Genomic DNA, 18,136 nt, shown 5'->3' on the forward strand with positions numbered 1-18,136 from the left:
TTAGAACATAACTACACTATAATAATACGTGAAACCACAGATAATTACCACAATTTTTTTTATTTTTTTTGTCGTTTTAAAAGCATAGCAAAAGCCGTACGGTATTCCTCCATCTTGAGGAATCGCGCGATGCCAAAAAATATAAGCATGCCAATAAGTGCTCCGCTGATAAGAACAATCGTGGATCCGATTTTACCGATTCCCACCCAAGGGGTTATTCTATTCGCCCATAGTGCAACAACACCCGCCATAACCAATGCCGCTGTAATAGATTTAACAGCCGTTGCCATGATCCTGCGCCCATCGATTCTCCCTAACTTGCGGCGGAGAACGATGAACAAGAGGGCCATCTGAATAATGGCACCCAGAGTAAACGCCAAGGCCAAGCCGCCAGACGCCAACGGTCCGACTAACACCAGCATCCACAAGACACTGGCGGCCATGGCTATTAGTCCAAGGATTACGGGTATCCACGTGTTTTGCAGGGCGTAAAATGCCCGGGGCAAGATCTGAATAATCGCTTGAGCGGTAATACCGAGTGAAAAATAGAGCAACGGCACCGCAGTAATTGCCGTATCTTTGGCACTAAATTCGCCATGTTCGAAAAGGAGCCGGATCAGCGGGTAGCGCAGGACCATCATCCCAATAGAAATGGGGATTGTGATAAATATAATCAAGCGGATCGCTTCCGACACCGTCTCTAAAAAATCATGTTTTCTTTTCAATGCTGCTTGTTCCGTGAGTGTCGGAAAAACGGCAACGCCGATAGCCAGGGCAAATATACCGACCGGCACCTGGAACAAACGGTACGAATACCAGACTGCCGTTAAACTGCCCGGCACGAGAGCAGAACCCAGGTTGGAATTGACAATGACCTGAAATTGGTTCAAGGTGTACATAATAATCATCGGGACGGATAACGCCATGATCTTCCGGACACCGGGGTGTTTCAGGTCGATGATCGGGTAATACCGATAGCCTACCTTCTTCAGAGACGGAATCTGAACGATGAAATTAGCTGCAGCGCCGATTACGACTCCAAAGGCAAAGCCGGAAATGCTCCGGGCATCGCCCGAATTAGCGAAAATCGCGCCAAACAGAATAACACACGCATTATAAAGTACCGTTCCGACCGCCGACGGCCAAAATATCTTATATGAATTAAGGATCCCCATTGTGATCCCGCTTAAAGCAAGGATAACCGGCTGCATCAGCAGGACCCGGGTCAGATAAACTGCCAGTTCCTTATTTTCCGGTGTAAACCCCGGAACCTGTAGTTCAATAAATTTGGGAGCAAGCACCATCCCGGAAATTACGAGAAGGCAAAGCATGAGAAATATGGCATTGGTTACCGAGCTGACAACTTTCCATCCCTCGTCTTCTCTCTTTTTGGCGATATATTCTGAAATAACAGGGATAAAAGCAGCACTTAAAATGCCTCCGACTAATAGCCAGTAGAGAAGATCCGGAAGGATAAAGGCCGTATTATAGGCATCCGTAGCCGCCGTTTTGCCAAATAAACCGGCCATAAGAGACTCCCGAACGAAGCCGAGAAGACGGGAGATCAGGTTGGCTGCCATCATAAAGCCTGCTGCTTTGAATAGTTTTTGGTTCGTTGTCATAAAACCGCTGCGCCTTTCGAAAATTCCTGCTCACAGCGCATTATATCACTTTCCAAGTACCTTGTAACTCCTAAAGTTATAATATAATGGGGAGCAGATTTCTTCATTTTTCTAAATACGCCTTCAGGACTTCGGCCAGCGGTGCTGCCGCCGCTTGAGCTTCTTCCGGTGTATTCAGCTGGCTTCCGATTTCCAGCAGGATGGCCCCGTCAGTCAAATACTGATTATAACGGGCGTCGGATGCGTAACGGATTTTAGAATAGAACAGACCGGGATATTTTTTTTCGCCAATAGCAATTAGACCATTCGCAATTGCCTCGTTCTTTTTCCAGTTTGGATTCTTTTGACCAATAACAATCATCACCCTGGCACTATCCTTACCGGATACCACCGCAGTGTCTTTTCCGACCTGGGTCGGCAAACCATCCCGGTGAAGGTCGATGAGCAAGCGAATCGTCGGGTTATCCTCGAGCATCTTTTTCGCTGTTTTATACGAATGATCATACGACTGAATATAAACAGCGTCGTTGACCTCCGTCGAATGGACCGTTTTTATCCCCTTTCTCTCCAACGCTTCCGCCAAAAGCTGTCCGATTTCAGCGATATCCCCGTTTTCACCCCCGGGGACACGATCCGGTCCGCCATCACCGGAATAACACTCGGCACTGTGGGTATGATAAATACCTACAAGAACATCTTCTTCGCTTGTAATGGGAGCCGGTGCATTGTAAAAAGGATCATCCAACGGTTCAAGGTTGGGTCCTTCCATCTCAGGGTCATTGGGGTAATAAGCCCAGCCGAGCCACGAGGGTCCTTCCGAAGGCGGCGCATAAAAGCTCAAAAAATAGGTGCGCGCATCCGATATATTGGCGCCTGTTACCAGATACATACCGGTGGCCATGATCGAATTCCGGATCTCATCGATGTAATCCCGCTCAGGCTGGGATAAACCCGGTACACCTTCTAATAGGACATATTTAAATGGAAAACTTTTTTCGGATAGCATTTTAACCATGTATTGTGAGCTTCCGGTCGTTATGCAGAAATAGGTAAAAATAACGAATCCCGCTATGATAACGATATTTCCGGCTATTTTCAGCCAGTCACTTTTTGTTGAACCATGATCTGAAACCAGGCTGATCACATCCTTCCTATGATTCACATTATGATGGACAACCTGATAATATGATTTTAAACTTTTTTTATTAAGAAACTTGGCATTTTGCTGCGTTATGTCATATAATAAATAATATTATTGACCCATATAAATTGAAGACATAATGGCGATGAACAGGACAGTAGCTTGATCATAATGTCCACAGAGAAGTAATCACATGCTGAGAGATTACGATCGTATATCAAGCGAAGATCACCCCGGAGCTGATCTCCTGAACACAGTACCTTAAGGTAAATATTATTGTTTCGTATTATTGCCACGTACTGATTAAGGAGTTCCGTAAGCCAGCGTTATTGGCACATTGAGAGACAGGAATCATGAATCGGTAAATGATCAAGGCTAAACAACCGACTTTCAATCCTGTAAGCAGGGTGGTACCGCGGTTCAATCGTCCCTAAGTAGTGTTACTTAGGGATTTTAATTTGGCCATGATTGGCATGAAGCGTCCCCAATTCTAAAAAAGGAGAATGATTATGGAAAAGTTCAAACCACTGGCAGAATCCCCCGTTGCTGAACGGGAAAGGCAGATAACCCAGTACTGGGATGACATTGACATCCTGCAAAAAACGATTGAGAACCGGGAGGGCGCGGAACCCTTCGTGTTTTATGAAGGTCCGCCAACGGCCAACGGGAAACCGGGGATCCATCATGTTATGGCCCGCACCCTGAAAGACTCCGTCTGCCGGTACCAGAACATGAAAGGCTTTCAGGTGAAACGCAAAGCGGGTTGGGACACGCATGGTCTGCCGGTGGAAATCGAAGTGGAAAAACAATTGAACTTATCTGACAAGCAAGGAATCGAAGCTTACGGAATTGCCCCGTTTAATGAAAAATGCCGCGAATCTGTCTTTACGTATGAAAAGCAGTGGCGGGAAATGACGATCCGTATGGGTTATTCCATCGATCTGGATCATCCGTATATCACCCTGGATAATAACTACATTGAAAGTGTCTGGTGGATCCTGGATAAATTCTTTAAAGAAGGCTTTATGTATGAAGGCCATAAGATCCTGCCCTATTGCTCACGTTGCGGGACGGGACTTGCTTCCCATGAAGTGGCTCTCGGCTATAAAGAAATTAAGACAAACACCGTTGTTGCCAAATTCAAACGCAAAGGATATGATGAATATTTTCTGGCCTGGACGACGACTCCCTGGACACTGCCCTCCAATGTCGCTCTCACTGTCAGTCCAACCGAGACGTATGTCAAAGCCCGCAGCAATGATGAAGTCTATTATTTGTCCAAAACACTGGCTCCGACCATCCTGGGTGAAGGGTATGAGGTCCTTCAGGAACTAAAAGGCACCGAGCTGGAATTCATGGAATACGAACAGCTTATGCCCTTTGTTAGCACAGATAAAAAAGCGTTCTTTATCACCACCGCGGATTATGTCACGACGGAAGACGGTACCGGTATTGTTCATACCGCCCCGGCCTTCGGTGAAGATGACTATAATACCGGAAAACGCTACAATTTACCCGTCTTCCAACCGGTAGACGAGACCGGAAAATTTATTGCGACCCCATGGGAAGGCCAGTTTGTGATGGACGCTGACCTCGACATTATCAAATGGCTGTACGCAGAAGGCAAATTGTTCAAAAAGGAAAAGATGGAACACAATTATCCTCACTGCTGGCGCTGTCAGACTCCCCTTCTTTACTATGCCAAACCCAGCTGGTATATTGCGATGACCAAACTGAAAGACCAATTGGTTGCCAATAATAAAACCGTCGAATGGTATCCCGACTTTGTCGGCGAAAAACGGTTCGGCAATTGGCTGGAAAACGTCAACGACTGGGCTCTATCCCGAAATCGATACTGGGGCACGCCGCTTAATATCTGGCGCTGCGGCTGCGGCCATACCACCTCCATCGGGTCCCGAAAAGAACTCGTGGAAAAAGCCATTGAACCCATCGACGAGACCATCGAATTGCACCGTCCGTATGTCGATGATGTGCATATCCCCTGCGAAAAATGCGGTAAACCGATGACCAGGGTCACCGAAGTCATCGACTGCTGGTTTGACAGCGGCGCCATGCCTTATGCGCAGCATCACTATCCGTTTGAAAATAAGGAAAACTTCCACGAACTTTTCCCCGCTGACTTTATCTGCGAAGGCATCGACCAGACCCGGGGCTGGTTTTATTCCTTGCTGGCCATCTCTACCTTTGTGATGGGACGCTCCCCTTACAAGCGGGTGCTCGTCAATGACCTCGTTCTGGATAAACAGGGGCAAAAGATGTCCAAATCCAAGGGAAATACAGTTGACCCATTTCAGCTGTTTGACCAATACGGTGCGGATACTCTCCGTTGGTATTTGCTCTACGTATCTCCGGCATGGACTCCCAAGCGTTTCGATGTGGAAGGATTGAAAGAGGTTCACAGCAAATTCTTCGGAACACTCCGGAATGTTTATACTTTCTTTGCGCTCTACGCCAATACCGATGATGTTGATCCCCGGGATTTCTTTATCGATTATAAAGATCGCCCTGAGCTTGACCGTTGGATCCTGTCCAAATACAACGGATTGCTCAATGATGTGGAAGCTAATCTGGCAGTCTATGATCTGACAAAAGCCGTTCGTAAAATCCAGGATTTTGTCAGTGAAGACCTATCCAACTGGTATATTCGCCGTTCCCGCCGCCGTTTCTGGGATTCCGGCCTGTCCGAGGATAAGAAAGCTGTTTACAACACCACCTATGAGATTCTGGTGGGTATCGCTAAAATTGCCGCTCCGTTCGCACCGTTCCTTGCGGAGGAAATTTACCGCAACCTAACCGGAGAAACGTCAGTCCACTTGAAAAATTATCCGGAATATGTCTCAACGCTCATCGACGACACTGTTGAAAAAAGGATGGATCTGGTCCGGAATTTGGTCACCTTGGGACGTTCCGCACGGGAACAGGTCCGGATCAAAGTCCGCCAGCCTATCCAAAAGATCCTCGTTGACGGAAAATATGAAGCGCTGATTGCCGATCTCATCCCATTGATCCAGGAGGAACTGAACGTCAAGGACGTTGTTTTTGCCAATAACCTGAGCGACTTTATGCATTTTAGTCTGAAACCGAACTTCAAAACGGCCGGTCCGGTATTCGGCTCGAAAATTAAACTTCTGGGCAAAGCGCTGGAAAGTTTAGACGCAGCGGCTGCAGCGCCTAAATTGGAAGCCGGCGACGTGTTGACGGTTACAGTGGATGGTGAACAACTGACGTTCAATAAAGAATATGTTCTTGTCACCATTTCCGCCAAGGAAGGGTTCACCGTGACCATGGAAAACAATCTCTTTGTCATCCTGGATACGACACTTACCCGGGAACTTTTGGACGAAGGTCTGGCCAGAGAGCTTGTATCGAAGGTCCAGCAAATGCGTAAGAATTATAACTTTGAAATGATGGACCGTATCCGGATTTATTTTGACGGCGATGACGAAGTCACCCAGGCGATTACAAGCTACCAGGATTATATCAAGGTAGAAACCCTGGCTGAAAGTATCCAAAAGGCACCGAACAGCGAAGGCTTAACGAAAGTTAATCTGAATGACCACGATACAGGTCTCAGGGTCGAGAAGCTTTAAGTATCTGTGGGCGTTTAGTGCTTTTCTCGGTTGCAGACAAAAGGCAGTGCCGCAACACTTCAAAAAGTGTTGGCGACGCTGCCTTTTTTATCGGTGATGATTGTCGATAATGATCGATGAAAACCTGTCCATTATTACTGCGCCTCAATTGCCACATTATGCCAATTGTGTTATAATTGTGCATATGCGTGCCTGAAGCGATTTATCGCGGTAACGTAAAGAAATGAAATTAAAATCATAAGGAGGAATAGAATTGAAGTTTCAAAAGAAATTGACTGCATTTCTGATTGTTTTTGTTCTTTTTTTAGCAAGCGCCATGCCGGTTTACGCTGCTGAAACCAACGTGGTTCCTGCTCCGGTTATCAAAATCCAATATAATGGCAAAACCCTTGTTCTTAATCCGTCGCCCAAATTAATCAATGGCGGCAGCGATTTCCTCGTGCCATTAAAACCTTTCTGCACTGCACTCAAAGCGAAACCGCAATGGGCCAATAAACAATTGATCATTGAACAAAATGGGGTAAAGACGAAAATTACCATTGGCAACAAATACAAAATTATCAATGGAACAACCTATGTTCAGTTAAGTGCCCTGTCAGATTTTCTACATTCTCAGATATACTACGACCGTGGACATAAGACCATCGTGCTCATTAATTACCAGTATTTTATGGATCAAATCAAAATAAAAGCCCCTGTCTTTTATGACTATGTCATGCATGAATACAGTCCGGTAAATACCGGCGAATTTAGGGAAACTATCAATTTTGCATTCAAATTTACCCCGCATGACAGCGCTTCTGCGTCATCCGAAACGCTTTCCAAAGCATACGATATCAAAGGAGATATCACCATAACCGGAAAAATGAGCGAGAACAGCGCCATCTGCAACGCTGTCATCAATTTGTACGGTATCGAAAATACACCTCTTTATGCCGAGTTAGGGAATAGAAATCAAATCACTTTTGATATGATTGCCAGCGATAAAAACTTTTATCTGAAATCGAACCTGTTGGAAACGGAAATTGGCACGAAATGGCTTCAAGGTGACTTCGCCATGTTGGAACAAGACGGTGTTACCACTTTCAAGGATCTTAAAAATCAACAAAACTCAGATCTGCTGAATTCGGATGTCTACTCGGATCTGAACACAATCAGTGCTGTTGATATCAACACCTTTAAAGAAATAAACTCGGCCCTCTCAGCGATGCTCTTCCTAGTTGACAATGAGCATTTTACCTGCAGCACGACAGGTGCGGAAACCATTTATACATGGAAACTCAATAAAGCTGATTTGCTTAAGTTGGTCGCCAATCTCAACCAAATCAGCGGCAGCAGCGACGACATGTCACTCACTGAAATGCTTGAAATGAAAGAATTAGTGGATGCCCTCGTCTTCGATACGACAATGACGATCACCATCAAAGATAATATCCCTAATTCAGAGACTTTTTCCTTCAATTTCCAAATGAATATCCCCGAGGCTTTCCTGGTGCAGTTGACGATCAACGGACAGGCGAGCCTATTCAATATTAACACCCCTATCCCCGATATCACCCCGCCTTCGGCTGCCGAGGTTATTAATATTAATGATGAACAAGCGTTACAAGCGCTGGATTCATTGTTAAATTAGCTTCTTACCCGCCCGAGGTATGCTTCCTGAAGCAAGGTATCAGAAACAGCATCTTTCGAGCTCGCAGCATGAACAATCTCGCCCCGTTCCATAACAAGCACACTGTCCGCCACCTTTATGGCGGACTTTGTGTTTTGTTCCACCAAAACAACCGTCACGCCGGACTCTTTCAAGCGGACGAGAATACCCATGATTTCACGTACGACCAGTGGCGCAAGACCGATGGATGGCTCGTCGAGCAAGAGGAGTGACGGTCTTGCCATTAGGGCTCTGCCTATCGCCAGCATCTGCTGAAGACCGCCGCTTAGACTTCCCGCCAGATCCTTTTCTCTGCCCTGCAATAGCGGGAATAGTTCCAGGATTTCTTGAGCATCGTGTTTGATATCTGCTTTATCCTGACGATAACGATGAAATGCCCCCAGCAACAGATTATCCTGAACACTTAAACCACTGAAAATCTCTCTCTTTTCTGGAATAAGACTGATGCCGGCCCTGACGATTTTATCAGGTGCCTGGCCGGTTATTTTTTTATTCTGAAAAATAATTTCTCCGGCTTTCGGTTTATATAACCCGGCGAGTGTCCCCAGCAGGGTGCTCTTGCCCGCACCATTCGCTCCCAGGACTGCCAATATTTCTCCTTGTTTAACATGCAAAGAAACATTTTTCAGTGCATGAACATAACCATGATAAACATCAATATGGTTCACTTTAAGCAATCTGCTCATCCTCCCCCAGATAGGCTTTGATGACTTCCGGGTGAGTCTGGATCTCGACCGGACTTCCCTCGGTGATGATTTCTCCAAAATTCAAGACAACAATTTTATCGGCTGCTTGCATGACTGTTTGCATGTCATGCTCGATCAATACCATCGTCATCCCCTGACGGCGAAGCTTTTTCAAGTAGTCTGTCAAGACCTCTGATTCGGCTGCATTAAGTCCCGCTGCCGGCTCATCGAGTAGGATAAGCTTTGGATGTGACGCCAGTGATCGGGCAATTTCCAATAGACGCTGCTGGCCAAAGGGTAGCACAGAGGCTAACATATTAGCCGATTCCGCTAATCCGACGTCCTCGAGCAGCTTCATCGCTTCTTGACGTACTCTCTTTTCTTCACGGGAGCGGTCAGGATAGGTGAAAAAGGATTGAACGAAGCCCTTTTTACCCTGCAGGTAAGCACCGGTCATCACGTTTTCCAAAACGGTCATACCAGCGAATAGCTGCAGATTCTGAAATGTTCTCGTCACCCCGGCCCGGGCGGCCAGATAAGGCTTCATCCCGGTTATCGCCTTTCCGTCGAATAGGATCTCGCCTTCATCCGGACAATAGGTTCCGGTGATCAGATTAAACAGGGTGGTTTTGCCTGCCCCATTCGGTCCGATTAACGCAGTGATTTTCCCTGCCTCGACCCCAAAACCGACATTTTTAACCGCCATGATGCCGCCGAAATGTTTTGTAATTGCACGTAACTCCAGGAGCATATGAAATCCCTTCCTCCGTTTTTCTTGGACTGATCCTTGTTTATAATCGTTCGTAATCGTTCTTAGACAAAATAGCTAAATGCATGGCATTATCGTGAAAAACCTCTCGTACTTTCTATAATACATATGCCGGTTAATGATGCTTAACGGCAGTTGCGCTTAATTTGCGCAGAATTTGACCGATGCTGCTTAATCCCTGTGGCCGGTAGATCATCAGCGTCACCAGGATGATTCCATAGATAATAATTTGATATTCCCCTCCGGCCCCCGGGATAATCAGCGGTACCAGTTCCTTGAGAATCTCACTTAAGGCGACAACAACCGCAGCGCCAAGCAAAGGACCCCAAAAGGTCCCGAGACCGCCGATCACCGCCATAAGCACGAATTGAACGGATGCGTGAAACGTAAATGGCGAAGGACTGATGAACGTCACATAGAAGGCATAGAGACCGCCTGCCAGACCCGCCAGCAACGCACTGAAGATAAAGGCTTGCCATTTCAGATGAACACAGTCGATGCCGGCGTTTTCGGCCGCATACTCACTCTCCCGGATGGCACACAACGCTCTGCCTGATCGTGACCGCACAAGATTCCGTATACCGATTAACACCAGTACCAAAATGAGCCATACCAGGATATAAAACTCCCTGTCGCCGGATAATACAAAACGCCCGATCCCCAAATGCGGGATCCCGCTGATTCCTGAAGGGCCACCGGTGATTTCGCCGCCCTCCGTAAATACAATGTGAATGAATATTCCGAAGCCAAGGGTAGCAAGGGCCAAATAGAGCTCACGCAGCTTCAGGGTTTGTCGGCCTATGATGGCCGCTACGATTCCGGGAAGAACGATAGCCACGATGAGTGCCGCTAGCGACGGCCAATGAAAACGGGTGGTCAGTATAGCGGCCGTGTAGGCACCCAAACCAAAAAATGCGGCATGCCCAAACGAGACCTGCCCGGCATACCCCATCAGGATTCCCAGCCCCTGGACAATAATGGTATATAAACCAATCACGATCATCGTACCAAAAATATAATTGCTGTTCAGCAGGAGCGGTATAATGAGCAATGCCAGCATCATAAAGGCTCCGCTGTATTTAAAGTTTAACTTACCTATTTTCAAAGCAAATCCGCTCCTTACGAAATGACGTATCCAGATTACAGGGCCTAGTGTACTGTCTCGTTGATATTTGGAATTACTGCGCCGAATAAATTTTCAGCCTGCTAGGCGAAGGATGGAGGCATAGCCGTAGCTACGGCGACTGACGACAACGACGCAGATGGAAATTTAGGCAAGCAGTAAACCGAATTGTCAGCGAGACAGTACACTAATTGTTATTGGATCAATAGTTTGCTTATCGGGTTATACCCTGCGTGTACGAATAGCACCGAGAATCCCCTCAGGGCGGATCATAAGGACTGCCAGTAGGATGATAATAGATATGGCATCATTTAAACCTGAAGAAATCAATCCGGAGCTATACGCTTCCAGCAGTCCCAAAATTAATCCGCCTATGACTGCACCGGATACGCTCCCTAACCCCCCAATCGTCGCTGCGATAAATCCCTTAACTCCCAGCATAAAACCCATGTCATACGTGATCATGGTCACCGGCCCGATACAAATGCCTGCGGCCGTGGCCAGTGCGCCGGAAAAGATAAACGCCGCCAGTGAGATCGTGCTGAGATTGATTCCCTGAAGCCGCGCTCCGGTTGGGCTAAGGACTGACGCGGTAACCGCTTTTCCCCAGTAAGTTCGCCCAAAGAAGAGATTGACGCCGATCAGAGTAATCCCAGCCAGCAATAAGACCCAAATGCTTTGCGGGTTTAAGGCAGCTCCACCGGCAATAATCGACTTGCTCGAAGTAAAGGCGGGCAGGGAATAGGTGTCTGTGCCCCAAATGAGTAATGCCAGCCCTCGAAGCGCTATGGCAATACCGATGGTTATAATCAGCATCGTTAACCCGCTGGCTCCACGCACTTTATTCACCGTCAGCCGTTCGAGAGCACCGGCGATCAGGGCGACTGCAAGCATAGCGAGAAGGGAAGCCGCAATCAGCGGCATCCCCATTGTTTTAAAGGTTACAGTTAGCAGTGCGCCAAGAACAAGAAATTCTCCAAGCGCCAGATTCAGTATGCCGGTGATTTTATAAGTGATCACCAAGACAAGGGCAATAACGGAATATATGCCTCCCAGTGTCAGCCCGCTGAATAACAGCTGCAGTAATTGTTCTCCCATACGATCACTCCGTTGTCAATAAAATAGTGCCCCGTTACTGAAGGAGTTTCCACTTGTCGTTTTCGATCTGCACCATGACAGTCGAGTCTTCGCTTAACCCATTGTGATCCTGTTCCGTCATCGTGAATATACCGGATACACCGACTAAGCCCTGGGTTTTTTCCAATTGATCCCGTAACGCCGCAGGATCAGTACCTGCCTTTTCGATGGCTGCGACTAATATGCTTAACGCGTCTGCTGCATAGCCGCCGAAGGAATTCGGCATACTCTGATATTTATTTTGATAATCGGTGATATATTGGGTGAGCACTGCTTTTTGCGGATCTGAATCGGCGATCTGGTCAGCAACAATCATTTTACCAATTGGCAGGATTACACCGTCTGCAGCACCTTGGGCCAGCTCTATGAATTTTTGATTACCTACGCCGTGACTGTGAATCAGGGGGATCGTCAATCCAAGTTCCTTGAAGTTTTTGGTCAGGATAGATGCTGACGGGGGAATCGCCCATACAACCACAGCCTGAGCGCCGCTGCTTTTTACTTTGGTCAGCTGCGGGGTCATATCATTATCGGTTGCGTCAAATTTTTCTTCCACCACAATGGAAACCCCAGATTGTGTTGCGGCCGCTTCGATCGCTTTTTTCCCGTTATCGCCATAAGCGTTATTCATATACATGAACGCGATCTTCGTCATACTATTTTTCTGCAGATACTCCATGATCTTCTTGATCATAATGATATCGCTTTGTGCCGTTTTAAATACCCACTGCCTTTCGGCAACCGGCTCAACAATACTACTGGCGGCTGCCATGGATATCAACGGGATTTTAGCATTTTGCACAGGCTTAACAATGGCCATCGTCGTACCGCTGGCACTGCAGCCTAAAATAGCCACAACGTCTTTTTCAATCAGCTTATTTGCGGCAAGAACCGCTTCAGTCTCATCACTCTTATTGTCTTCGATGAGCAACTCGATCGGGTGCCCTTGAATGCCCCCTTGGGCATTGATCTTATCGACCATCATCAGCAGCGTATCCCGTTCGGGAACGCCCAATGACGACGATGTTCCGCTGATATCAAGAATCGCTCCAATTTTGTACGATTCCGCTTGACCGCCGGTGCCGTTGCTCGGTTTATCACTGGAACTGCATCCACCCAATACCAAACTGACTACTAATAAGAGGATAACAGCCATCCCGGTGAGACCTTTGATTTTTCTTTTCATCATCTTCACTCCTGTAATTAAAATTTAAAAATAAACAAGCCACAGCCTTCGCCGGGACGAAAGCTGTGGCCTTCCGCGGTACCACCCCAGTTGGTTAGATAACCCTAACCCTCTCTTTAAGAGTACGAGAAGATATGTCCAACAAGTACATTACTGAAAAATGCGGCGGCAGCAGCTTCTACGCCTTCCATGGCATCCGCGCCATTCGGCCATCCCAGGCCGGCAATAAAAAAACACCCTTAATCCCGTGTAAGGGACGAAAAGTGTTCGCGGTACCACCCTAATTGGATCTTTAAAGATCCCTCTTTTTCAGCAGGTACGGGAAATGTCTTCCTTATACCCCCTTCCTTTTAACGGTAGAAGTCTCCGTCCCGACCTACTTTCCTCTAGGGTTCAGCCAGGAAGTTCAGAGGCGAACCTTCAACAACCGATACTTTAGAAACGCTTTCAGTCCAAGACGTTTCCTCCCTGAAAAGATCCCATTTGTTTACTTTGCCTCGTCATCACTTTTAATAAGCACTATATGATTGTTTTTTATATTATCAATTTTCCCCTGAGAGGTCAATAGTTTTTTTAAGAATTAATCATTTTTAAGATGTGATTTTTAAAATGTGTTGCATTTAATATTGTAATTCAAGTTTTTAAAATGATGTTTTAATCATGTTTTTCCCATTCTATCGTAAATTTAAGTTGCATAGTCTTGATGATATATGGTAAAATAACATTTGTCTAAAAAACGTGCGGTAGTTCTATGTTTCGAAGGGGGTGACTGTAATGCCAAATATTAAATCGCAGATCAAAAGAGTACAACTAAGCAAGTTACAGAATGCTAAGAATGCTGCTGCCAGATCTTCCTTACGAACCGCTATTCGTCGTTTTGAAGAAGCTGTAAACAATAACGCTGAAAACGCTGCCGAGGTGATGCAAAAAGCATCCCGCGCGCTTGATAAAGCGGCTGCCAAGGGTTTGATCCATCAAAACAAAGCTGCCCGCAAAAAATCCAGAATGGCTAAAAAATTTCAGGCAAATAAAGCCAGCTAAGATTACTGAATAACATCATATACTAGAAAACTTGGCTTTCCCCATGCCTTATGGCGCGGGCGAAAGCCTTAGTTATACTTAGAAATATGTTTTTCATTTTGCTTCCTGGAAAGATACAGTATCCTAAATTCGCCATCGATGGCGAATTTGGGATGTTTTTTAATTCGGATATGCGTCTATTTACTGCATAACCGAATGACCATCATCTCCAACAGAAGCTGGGGGTCGCCCCCGCTGCTTTTTAAGGCAAGTTCTGTTTGCAGGCAGTTCTCCATGGCCTTAGCCAGAATTGACGGGGAAAAAGAAGCCGCTTGCTGAAAGATCTTATTGCCCTCAAAGGGTGTCCTTATTCCGGCGGTCTCCATGAAGTCATTGACCGTTCCACGCCGGGACCGCCAGATGCTTGCCGCAAGGAGCAAGCGAATTTGCCTGACGATCATCGTATGCACTTTGAGGTAATGTTCCTGACCAAGTACCTCCTGCATTTTCCGTAATGCCTCTTTTTTATTGCCCGACGCAATCGCATCCAGCATAGCAAACACGGTGGTTTCAATCATCGGCAAACAGATCTTTTGAATATCGTCGACCCCGATCGTTTGTTTTTCCCCTGTGTATAACGCCAGCTTGGCTATTTCCTGACTGAGAATGCCGGTCTGATGCCCTGCCCAATCCAGGAGAAAAGAAGCTGTCGTTGTATTTAAACTCTTTCCGTTTTGACGAGCTTCCTTTTGCACCCAGGCAATCCATTCAGTCTGACCTTTAGGAAATGGGAATTCAATGATTTTCCCGCACTTGTTGATTTCCTTATACAATTTCCTGCCTTTGTTAACTTTTTCTGTAATCACGATGAGACACGAGGATGGATTCGGATTCTGGCAGTACGCGAGCAGCGCCTCAGAATCGCTGCCCTTATCTGACCCAGCCGACTCCAACTCCTCGTTTTCACTATCCGTGTCAATATTACCTTTGCTTCTACCGGAGTTAAAGTACTGAAAATCGTCGACAATGATTAGCTTCCCGGAAAAAAAGGCAGTCGTATTTGCGACCTGAACAATATCTTCCTGAGAGTGTTCTTTTCCGTTCAGGATCTCAATATTGCTTCCTGAAGGGTCCTCCTGCAAATAATGCCTTTTTATCGTTGTAACCGCTTCCATAAGGGAATAGCGATCTTCACCATACCACAGATAGATCATGGGAATTTTGTTATTTGCAATATCGATTTTAACTGCATCCAATGTCATCTTTCTCCCCATCCAATCAACAGCGCCCGGTAATTTTTCAACTCGCGATCACATTTGATATTTCTTTTTTTTCTACATCGTAATAAATATAGCGCATAAAAATAGCCATTTCAATAAAAAAAGTCCCCCTCACTGATGAAGGGGAAAGAAAGAGGAGGAGAAAAGAGATGTTCATTTGGTATTATTTCCATGCACTTCCTCTTTTTATTCATTTTTTTATATTTTTTATCTTTTTATTTTTAAGGACCCTAAAATTATTCGCAGTGTTATCGCAGTGATATTCAGCTGTATACGCATGCTATTACAGCCGTTAATGCCATGGGATAATGATATTAACGGAATCCTTATAGGGTTTCAGGTTCCGCGTAATCAACGCCTTTGGTATCCACTGTTATACTTTTAATAACTTGCGGCTCATTGGGCCGATCCTGGAAATTTCTATTGACGGACACAATTTTATCCACATTCTCCATGCCTTCAAACACCTTACCAAACGATGCATACTGACCATCGAGATGCGGTGCGTCATCAACCATGATAAAGAATTGTGAACCGGCAGAGTTCGGCATTCTGGAACGCGCCATGGAAAGTACGCCCCGAGAATGTTCCAGGTCATTCTTAAATCCGTTTTCGGAGAACTCCCCTTTGATACTGTACCCCGGATTACCCGTTCCTGTACCCTGTGGACATCCGCCTTGGATCATAAAGCCCGGAATGACTCTATGGAAAATCAGACCGTTATAGTAGCCTTTTTGGATCAGCGAAATAAAATTATTGACTGTGTTCGGGGCGATTTCCGGATAGAGTTCTGCTTTGATTATGTCGCCATTTTCCATTTCGATGGTAATAATAGGTTTCTCCATTAGTCAATGCTCCTTTGTTTATTCTTTGTGCTTGTGTTTTTTCTTGTTTGTTAACTAGTCAATGTTTATGTTCAGATGTTGATTATAACATAAATATACTAAAATTAAAAATTCGGGATGGCTCCACTATTGCCTGCCGCAAATAATTTGTGTGCCTTTTTTAGTAATAATTAGTTTGATTGTCCCGTTATTATCTGTTCGGTATACGGGTATACCTCTATCCTGCCAATAGGCAAGTACCTCATCGGAAGGATGTCCAAAACTATTGCGTCCAACCATGATAAAAACCGCTTGTGGACTCGTCTGATCAAACCAGGCTGTGTCAAATGAACTCTTGCCTCCGTGATGGGGGATTTTGATATAATCAGCATCCCACTCCACGCCCCGATCGCTTATTGTTTTCATTTCTTCTATCTCCATATCCCCCGTTAACAAAATCCTTTCACCAAGATGTTCCAAACATAACACCAGCGAATTGTTATTCGGATCCGCATCGGTATTTTGGATGACGGATACCGGTGCCAGGACATCGATAAGGAGTCCCGTCGAAAACCGCAGGCGGTCACCGGCATTAAGAACGTCATGTTTATTCTCATCATGCAGATACTCAGACGGCAACCCTGCTTGCCAGGCATTATTTTCTAATCTTTCTCCGACATTCGGCAGCAATACTTTTCCAACAGGTATATTAGCCAGCAGATAGTCTGCACCACCAATATGATCACCATCTTCATGTGTAATAAAAACCATGTCCAGATAATTGATCCTTTTTTCCATCAAATACGGAACAATGATTTTTTTTGCAGCATCTGAATAGGCTGTTTTCGGCCCGGTATCAATCAGCAGCGTCTCCCGCGATGTGCGGACCAAAATACAATCGCCCTGCCCCACATCAAGGAACGTGACCTCGAGCCTGTTATCGCCTGAAGGTAGGTATAGACAGGCTACTATGATGAGGAGGAATAAAATTGTTCCTGTCTTGGTCCAGAATTCCCGACCTGGGGCACAGCCTATTTTCCGTATGCTGATAAGAGCACGATGATTAATTATGACTCGAGAAATAGGCCCGTATTTCTTTAACCATGTCATACTCCCGAACTTGGCAATGAAAATATCAATCCCGTTACAGGCTAAACGGAACGCTTTTTTGATAAGTACAATGACAATGAACGCTATCTTCTTCTTTCCCACGATGACGACCGCCACTGCGCCGTACCACAGCAGATAAAAAGCGGCTCCCGGATTCAGCACCCAAAAATACGCCCCGGGAGAACCAGCACATAGGCTTAATAACTGATCGGCAAACAGCAGCAGCCAAATTGCTGCCTGATAAAATACCCCGGAGCCAAAATCGGAGATATAAGGTACAAATGAAAGAACCGTTCCGATTAGCCCGAACTGTAATACAGCGCCTAGCAAGAAAAGAATGAAGATATTTGTAATGAGCCCTATCAAAGACAACTGATGAAAACAAGCGATCAAAATGGGCAGTGTGGCAATCTGAGCACTTAAGGTAACAGCCGTAACGGGACGTAGGATCAGGGGAAGGAACGTTAACTTTGGAGATCTTTCAAGCAATGGCGCCAGTGTTAATATTCCCCAAGCAGCTGCAAAAGACAATTGAAAGCCCGTATCCCGAAGGTATAGTGGGTTCCATAAGAATAAAATGACCGCCGCTAAAAGAAGCCAGCGCAAAGCAGCGACTTTTCCTTTTCCCAGACGACCGCTTAATACAATGATGCCCAGAATCGTCGCTCTTAAAATCGGTGGACTGTAATCACATAAGGCAGCATAGAAAATGATGACACCAATCGTGCCAATTATTCTTATTCGCTTAGGGAGCCCCGCAAAAAGCCGCCACCCCAAAACGATAATAAAGGCTACATTTGAGCCGGACGCGGCAAAGACATGCATAACACCGGATGCTTTATACATTTCCAGTTTTTCTGAAGAAATACGGCTGGCATCGCCAAACAAAATCCCTTCAAGAACGCCGGCTTGGTCTGGCCATTTCTGGGCTAAAAGACGCCGCACATGCTGTTTG

General features: G+C 45.9%; 14 protein-coding genes and 2 other annotated features. Of the genes, 4 read left to right on the forward strand and 10 right to left on the reverse strand.

What is annotated here, in order from left to right:
* Nucleotides 1-59: 59 nt before the first annotated feature.
* Both murJ and spoIIP read right to left on the reverse strand, forming a co-directional pair.
* Nucleotides 60-1,622 carry a murein biosynthesis integral membrane protein MurJ gene (murJ, locus tag LPY66_RS18765; protein WP_337985767.1) on the reverse strand — a complete coding sequence of 521 codons (1,563 nt, stop codon included), beginning with the start codon at nt 1,620-1,622 and terminating at the stop codon, nt 60-62.
* Between the two features lie 103 nt (nt 1,623-1,725).
* The gene (gene spoIIP / locus LPY66_RS18770; RefSeq protein WP_337985768.1) at nt 1,726-2,784 is read right to left on the reverse strand and encodes a stage II sporulation protein P; all 1,059 of its coding nucleotides are present in this window, start codon (nt 2,782-2,784) and stop codon (nt 1,726-1,728) included.
* Nucleotides 2,785-2,899: 115 nt separating this feature from the next.
* Nucleotides 2,900-3,198, forward strand: a binding site (T-box leader).
* 74 nt (nt 3,199-3,272) lie between these two features.
* Between spoIIP and ileS the strand changes: the two genes are divergently transcribed.
* Nucleotides 3,273-6,374 (forward strand): isoleucine--tRNA ligase, encoded by a 3,102-nt coding sequence (gene ileS / locus LPY66_RS18775; RefSeq protein WP_337985769.1) that lies wholly within the window; start codon nt 3,273-3,275, stop codon nt 6,372-6,374.
* A gap of 253 nt (nt 6,375-6,627) precedes the next feature.
* Nucleotides 6,628-8,007 carry a stalk domain-containing protein gene (locus tag LPY66_RS18780; RefSeq protein ID WP_337985770.1) on the forward strand — a complete coding sequence of 460 codons (1,380 nt, stop codon included), beginning with the start codon at nt 6,628-6,630 and terminating at the stop codon, nt 8,005-8,007.
* Here the strand turns inward: LPY66_RS18780 and LPY66_RS18785 are convergent.
* The 5 genes from LPY66_RS18785 to LPY66_RS18805 all read right to left on the reverse strand — a co-directional run bounded on the left by LPY66_RS18785 (nt 8,004) and on the right by LPY66_RS18805 (nt 12,947).
* Complete coding sequence (locus tag LPY66_RS18785; protein ID WP_337985771.1) at nt 8,004-8,723, reverse strand: ABC transporter ATP-binding protein; 720 nt, start codon at nt 8,721-8,723, stop codon at nt 8,004-8,006. The genes LPY66_RS18780 and LPY66_RS18785 overlap by 4 nt on opposite strands.
* Nucleotides 8,716-9,483, reverse strand: coding sequence for an ABC transporter ATP-binding protein (locus LPY66_RS18790; RefSeq protein WP_337985772.1), 768 nt, complete (start codon nt 9,481-9,483; stop codon nt 8,716-8,718). The genes LPY66_RS18785 and LPY66_RS18790 overlap by 8 nt, the downstream gene beginning before the upstream one ends.
* Before the next feature lie 133 nt (nt 9,484-9,616).
* Nucleotides 9,617-10,600 (reverse strand): branched-chain amino acid ABC transporter permease, encoded by a 984-nt coding sequence (locus LPY66_RS18795; RefSeq protein WP_337988139.1) that lies wholly within the window; start codon nt 10,598-10,600, stop codon nt 9,617-9,619.
* Between the two features lie 246 nt (nt 10,601-10,846).
* Nucleotides 10,847-11,722 (reverse strand): branched-chain amino acid ABC transporter permease, encoded by an 876-nt coding sequence (locus LPY66_RS18800; RefSeq protein WP_337985773.1) that lies wholly within the window; start codon nt 11,720-11,722, stop codon nt 10,847-10,849.
* A gap of 34 nt (nt 11,723-11,756) precedes the next feature.
* Nucleotides 11,757-12,947 (reverse strand): ABC transporter substrate-binding protein, encoded by a 1,191-nt coding sequence (locus tag LPY66_RS18805; protein ID WP_443112501.1) that lies wholly within the window; start codon nt 12,945-12,947, stop codon nt 11,757-11,759.
* Between the two features lie 134 nt (nt 12,948-13,081).
* On the opposite strand from LPY66_RS18805, the gene LPY66_RS18810 reads away from it, so the two are divergent.
* Nucleotides 13,082-13,231: a hypothetical protein gene (locus LPY66_RS18810; RefSeq protein WP_337985775.1), complete on the forward strand. Its 150-nt coding sequence runs from the start codon at nt 13,082-13,084 to the stop codon at nt 13,229-13,231.
* Nucleotides 13,197-13,460 (reverse strand) — a binding site (T-box leader). It overlaps the preceding gene by 35 nt.
* A gap of 261 nt (nt 13,461-13,721) precedes the next feature.
* Nucleotides 13,722-13,988, forward strand: coding sequence for a 30S ribosomal protein S20 (gene rpsT, locus LPY66_RS18815; protein WP_337985776.1), 267 nt, complete (start codon nt 13,722-13,724; stop codon nt 13,986-13,988).
* A 176-nt stretch (nt 13,989-14,164) separates the two neighbouring features.
* On the opposite strand, the gene holA is transcribed toward rpsT, so the two are convergent.
* The 3 genes from holA to LPY66_RS18830 all read right to left on the reverse strand — a co-directional run bounded on the left by holA (nt 14,165) and on the right by LPY66_RS18830 (nt 18,126).
* Nucleotides 14,165-15,229, reverse strand: a complete 1,065-nt coding sequence (holA, locus tag LPY66_RS18820) for a DNA polymerase III subunit delta (protein ID WP_337985777.1) — start codon at nt 15,227-15,229, stop codon at nt 14,165-14,167.
* 344 nt (nt 15,230-15,573) lie between these two features.
* A complete protein-coding gene (locus LPY66_RS18825) occupies nt 15,574-16,092 on the reverse strand; it encodes a peptidylprolyl isomerase (RefSeq protein WP_337985778.1) in 519 nt (172 codons plus the stop codon).
* 126 nt (nt 16,093-16,218) lie between these two features.
* Complete coding sequence (locus LPY66_RS18830; protein ID WP_337985779.1) at nt 16,219-18,126, reverse strand: ComEC/Rec2 family competence protein; 1,908 nt, start codon at nt 18,124-18,126, stop codon at nt 16,219-16,221.
* Between the last annotated feature and the right edge of the window lie 10 nt (nt 18,127-18,136).

This window comes from Dehalobacter sp. DCM (assembly GCF_024972775.1).
GTDB lineage: Bacteria > Bacillota > Desulfitobacteriia > Desulfitobacteriales > Syntrophobotulaceae > Dehalobacter.

What these genes read in the sequence shown, in the direction of transcription:
- murJ (WP_337985767.1), bottom strand. Translation starts at nt 1,622, where the DNA reads ATGACAACGAACCAAAAACTATTCAAAGCAGCAGGCTTTATGATGGCA.
- ileS (WP_337985769.1), top strand. Translation starts at nt 3,273, where the DNA reads ATGGAAAAGTTCAAACCACTGGCAGAATCCCCCGTTGCTGAACGGGAA.
- LPY66_RS18790 (WP_337985772.1), bottom strand. Translation starts at nt 9,483, where the DNA reads ATGCTCCTGGAGTTACGTGCAATTACAAAACATTTCGGCGGCATCATG.
- LPY66_RS18800 (WP_337985773.1), bottom strand. Translation starts at nt 11,722, where the DNA reads ATGGGAGAACAATTACTGCAGCTGTTATTCAGCGGGCTGACACTGGGA.
- LPY66_RS18805 (WP_443112501.1), bottom strand. Translation starts at nt 12,947, where the DNA reads ATGAAAAGAAAAATCAAAGGTCTCACCGGGATGGCTGTTATCCTCTTA.
- LPY66_RS18810 (WP_337985775.1), top strand. Translation starts at nt 13,082, where the DNA reads ATGTCCAACAAGTACATTACTGAAAAATGCGGCGGCAGCAGCTTCTAC.
- rpsT (WP_337985776.1), top strand. Translation starts at nt 13,722, where the DNA reads ATGCCAAATATTAAATCGCAGATCAAAAGAGTACAACTAAGCAAGTTA.
- holA (WP_337985777.1), bottom strand. Translation starts at nt 15,229, where the DNA reads ATGACATTGGATGCAGTTAAAATCGATATTGCAAATAACAAAATTCCC.
- LPY66_RS18825 (WP_337985778.1), bottom strand. Translation starts at nt 16,092, where the DNA reads ATGGAGAAACCTATTATTACCATCGAAATGGAAAATGGCGACATAATC.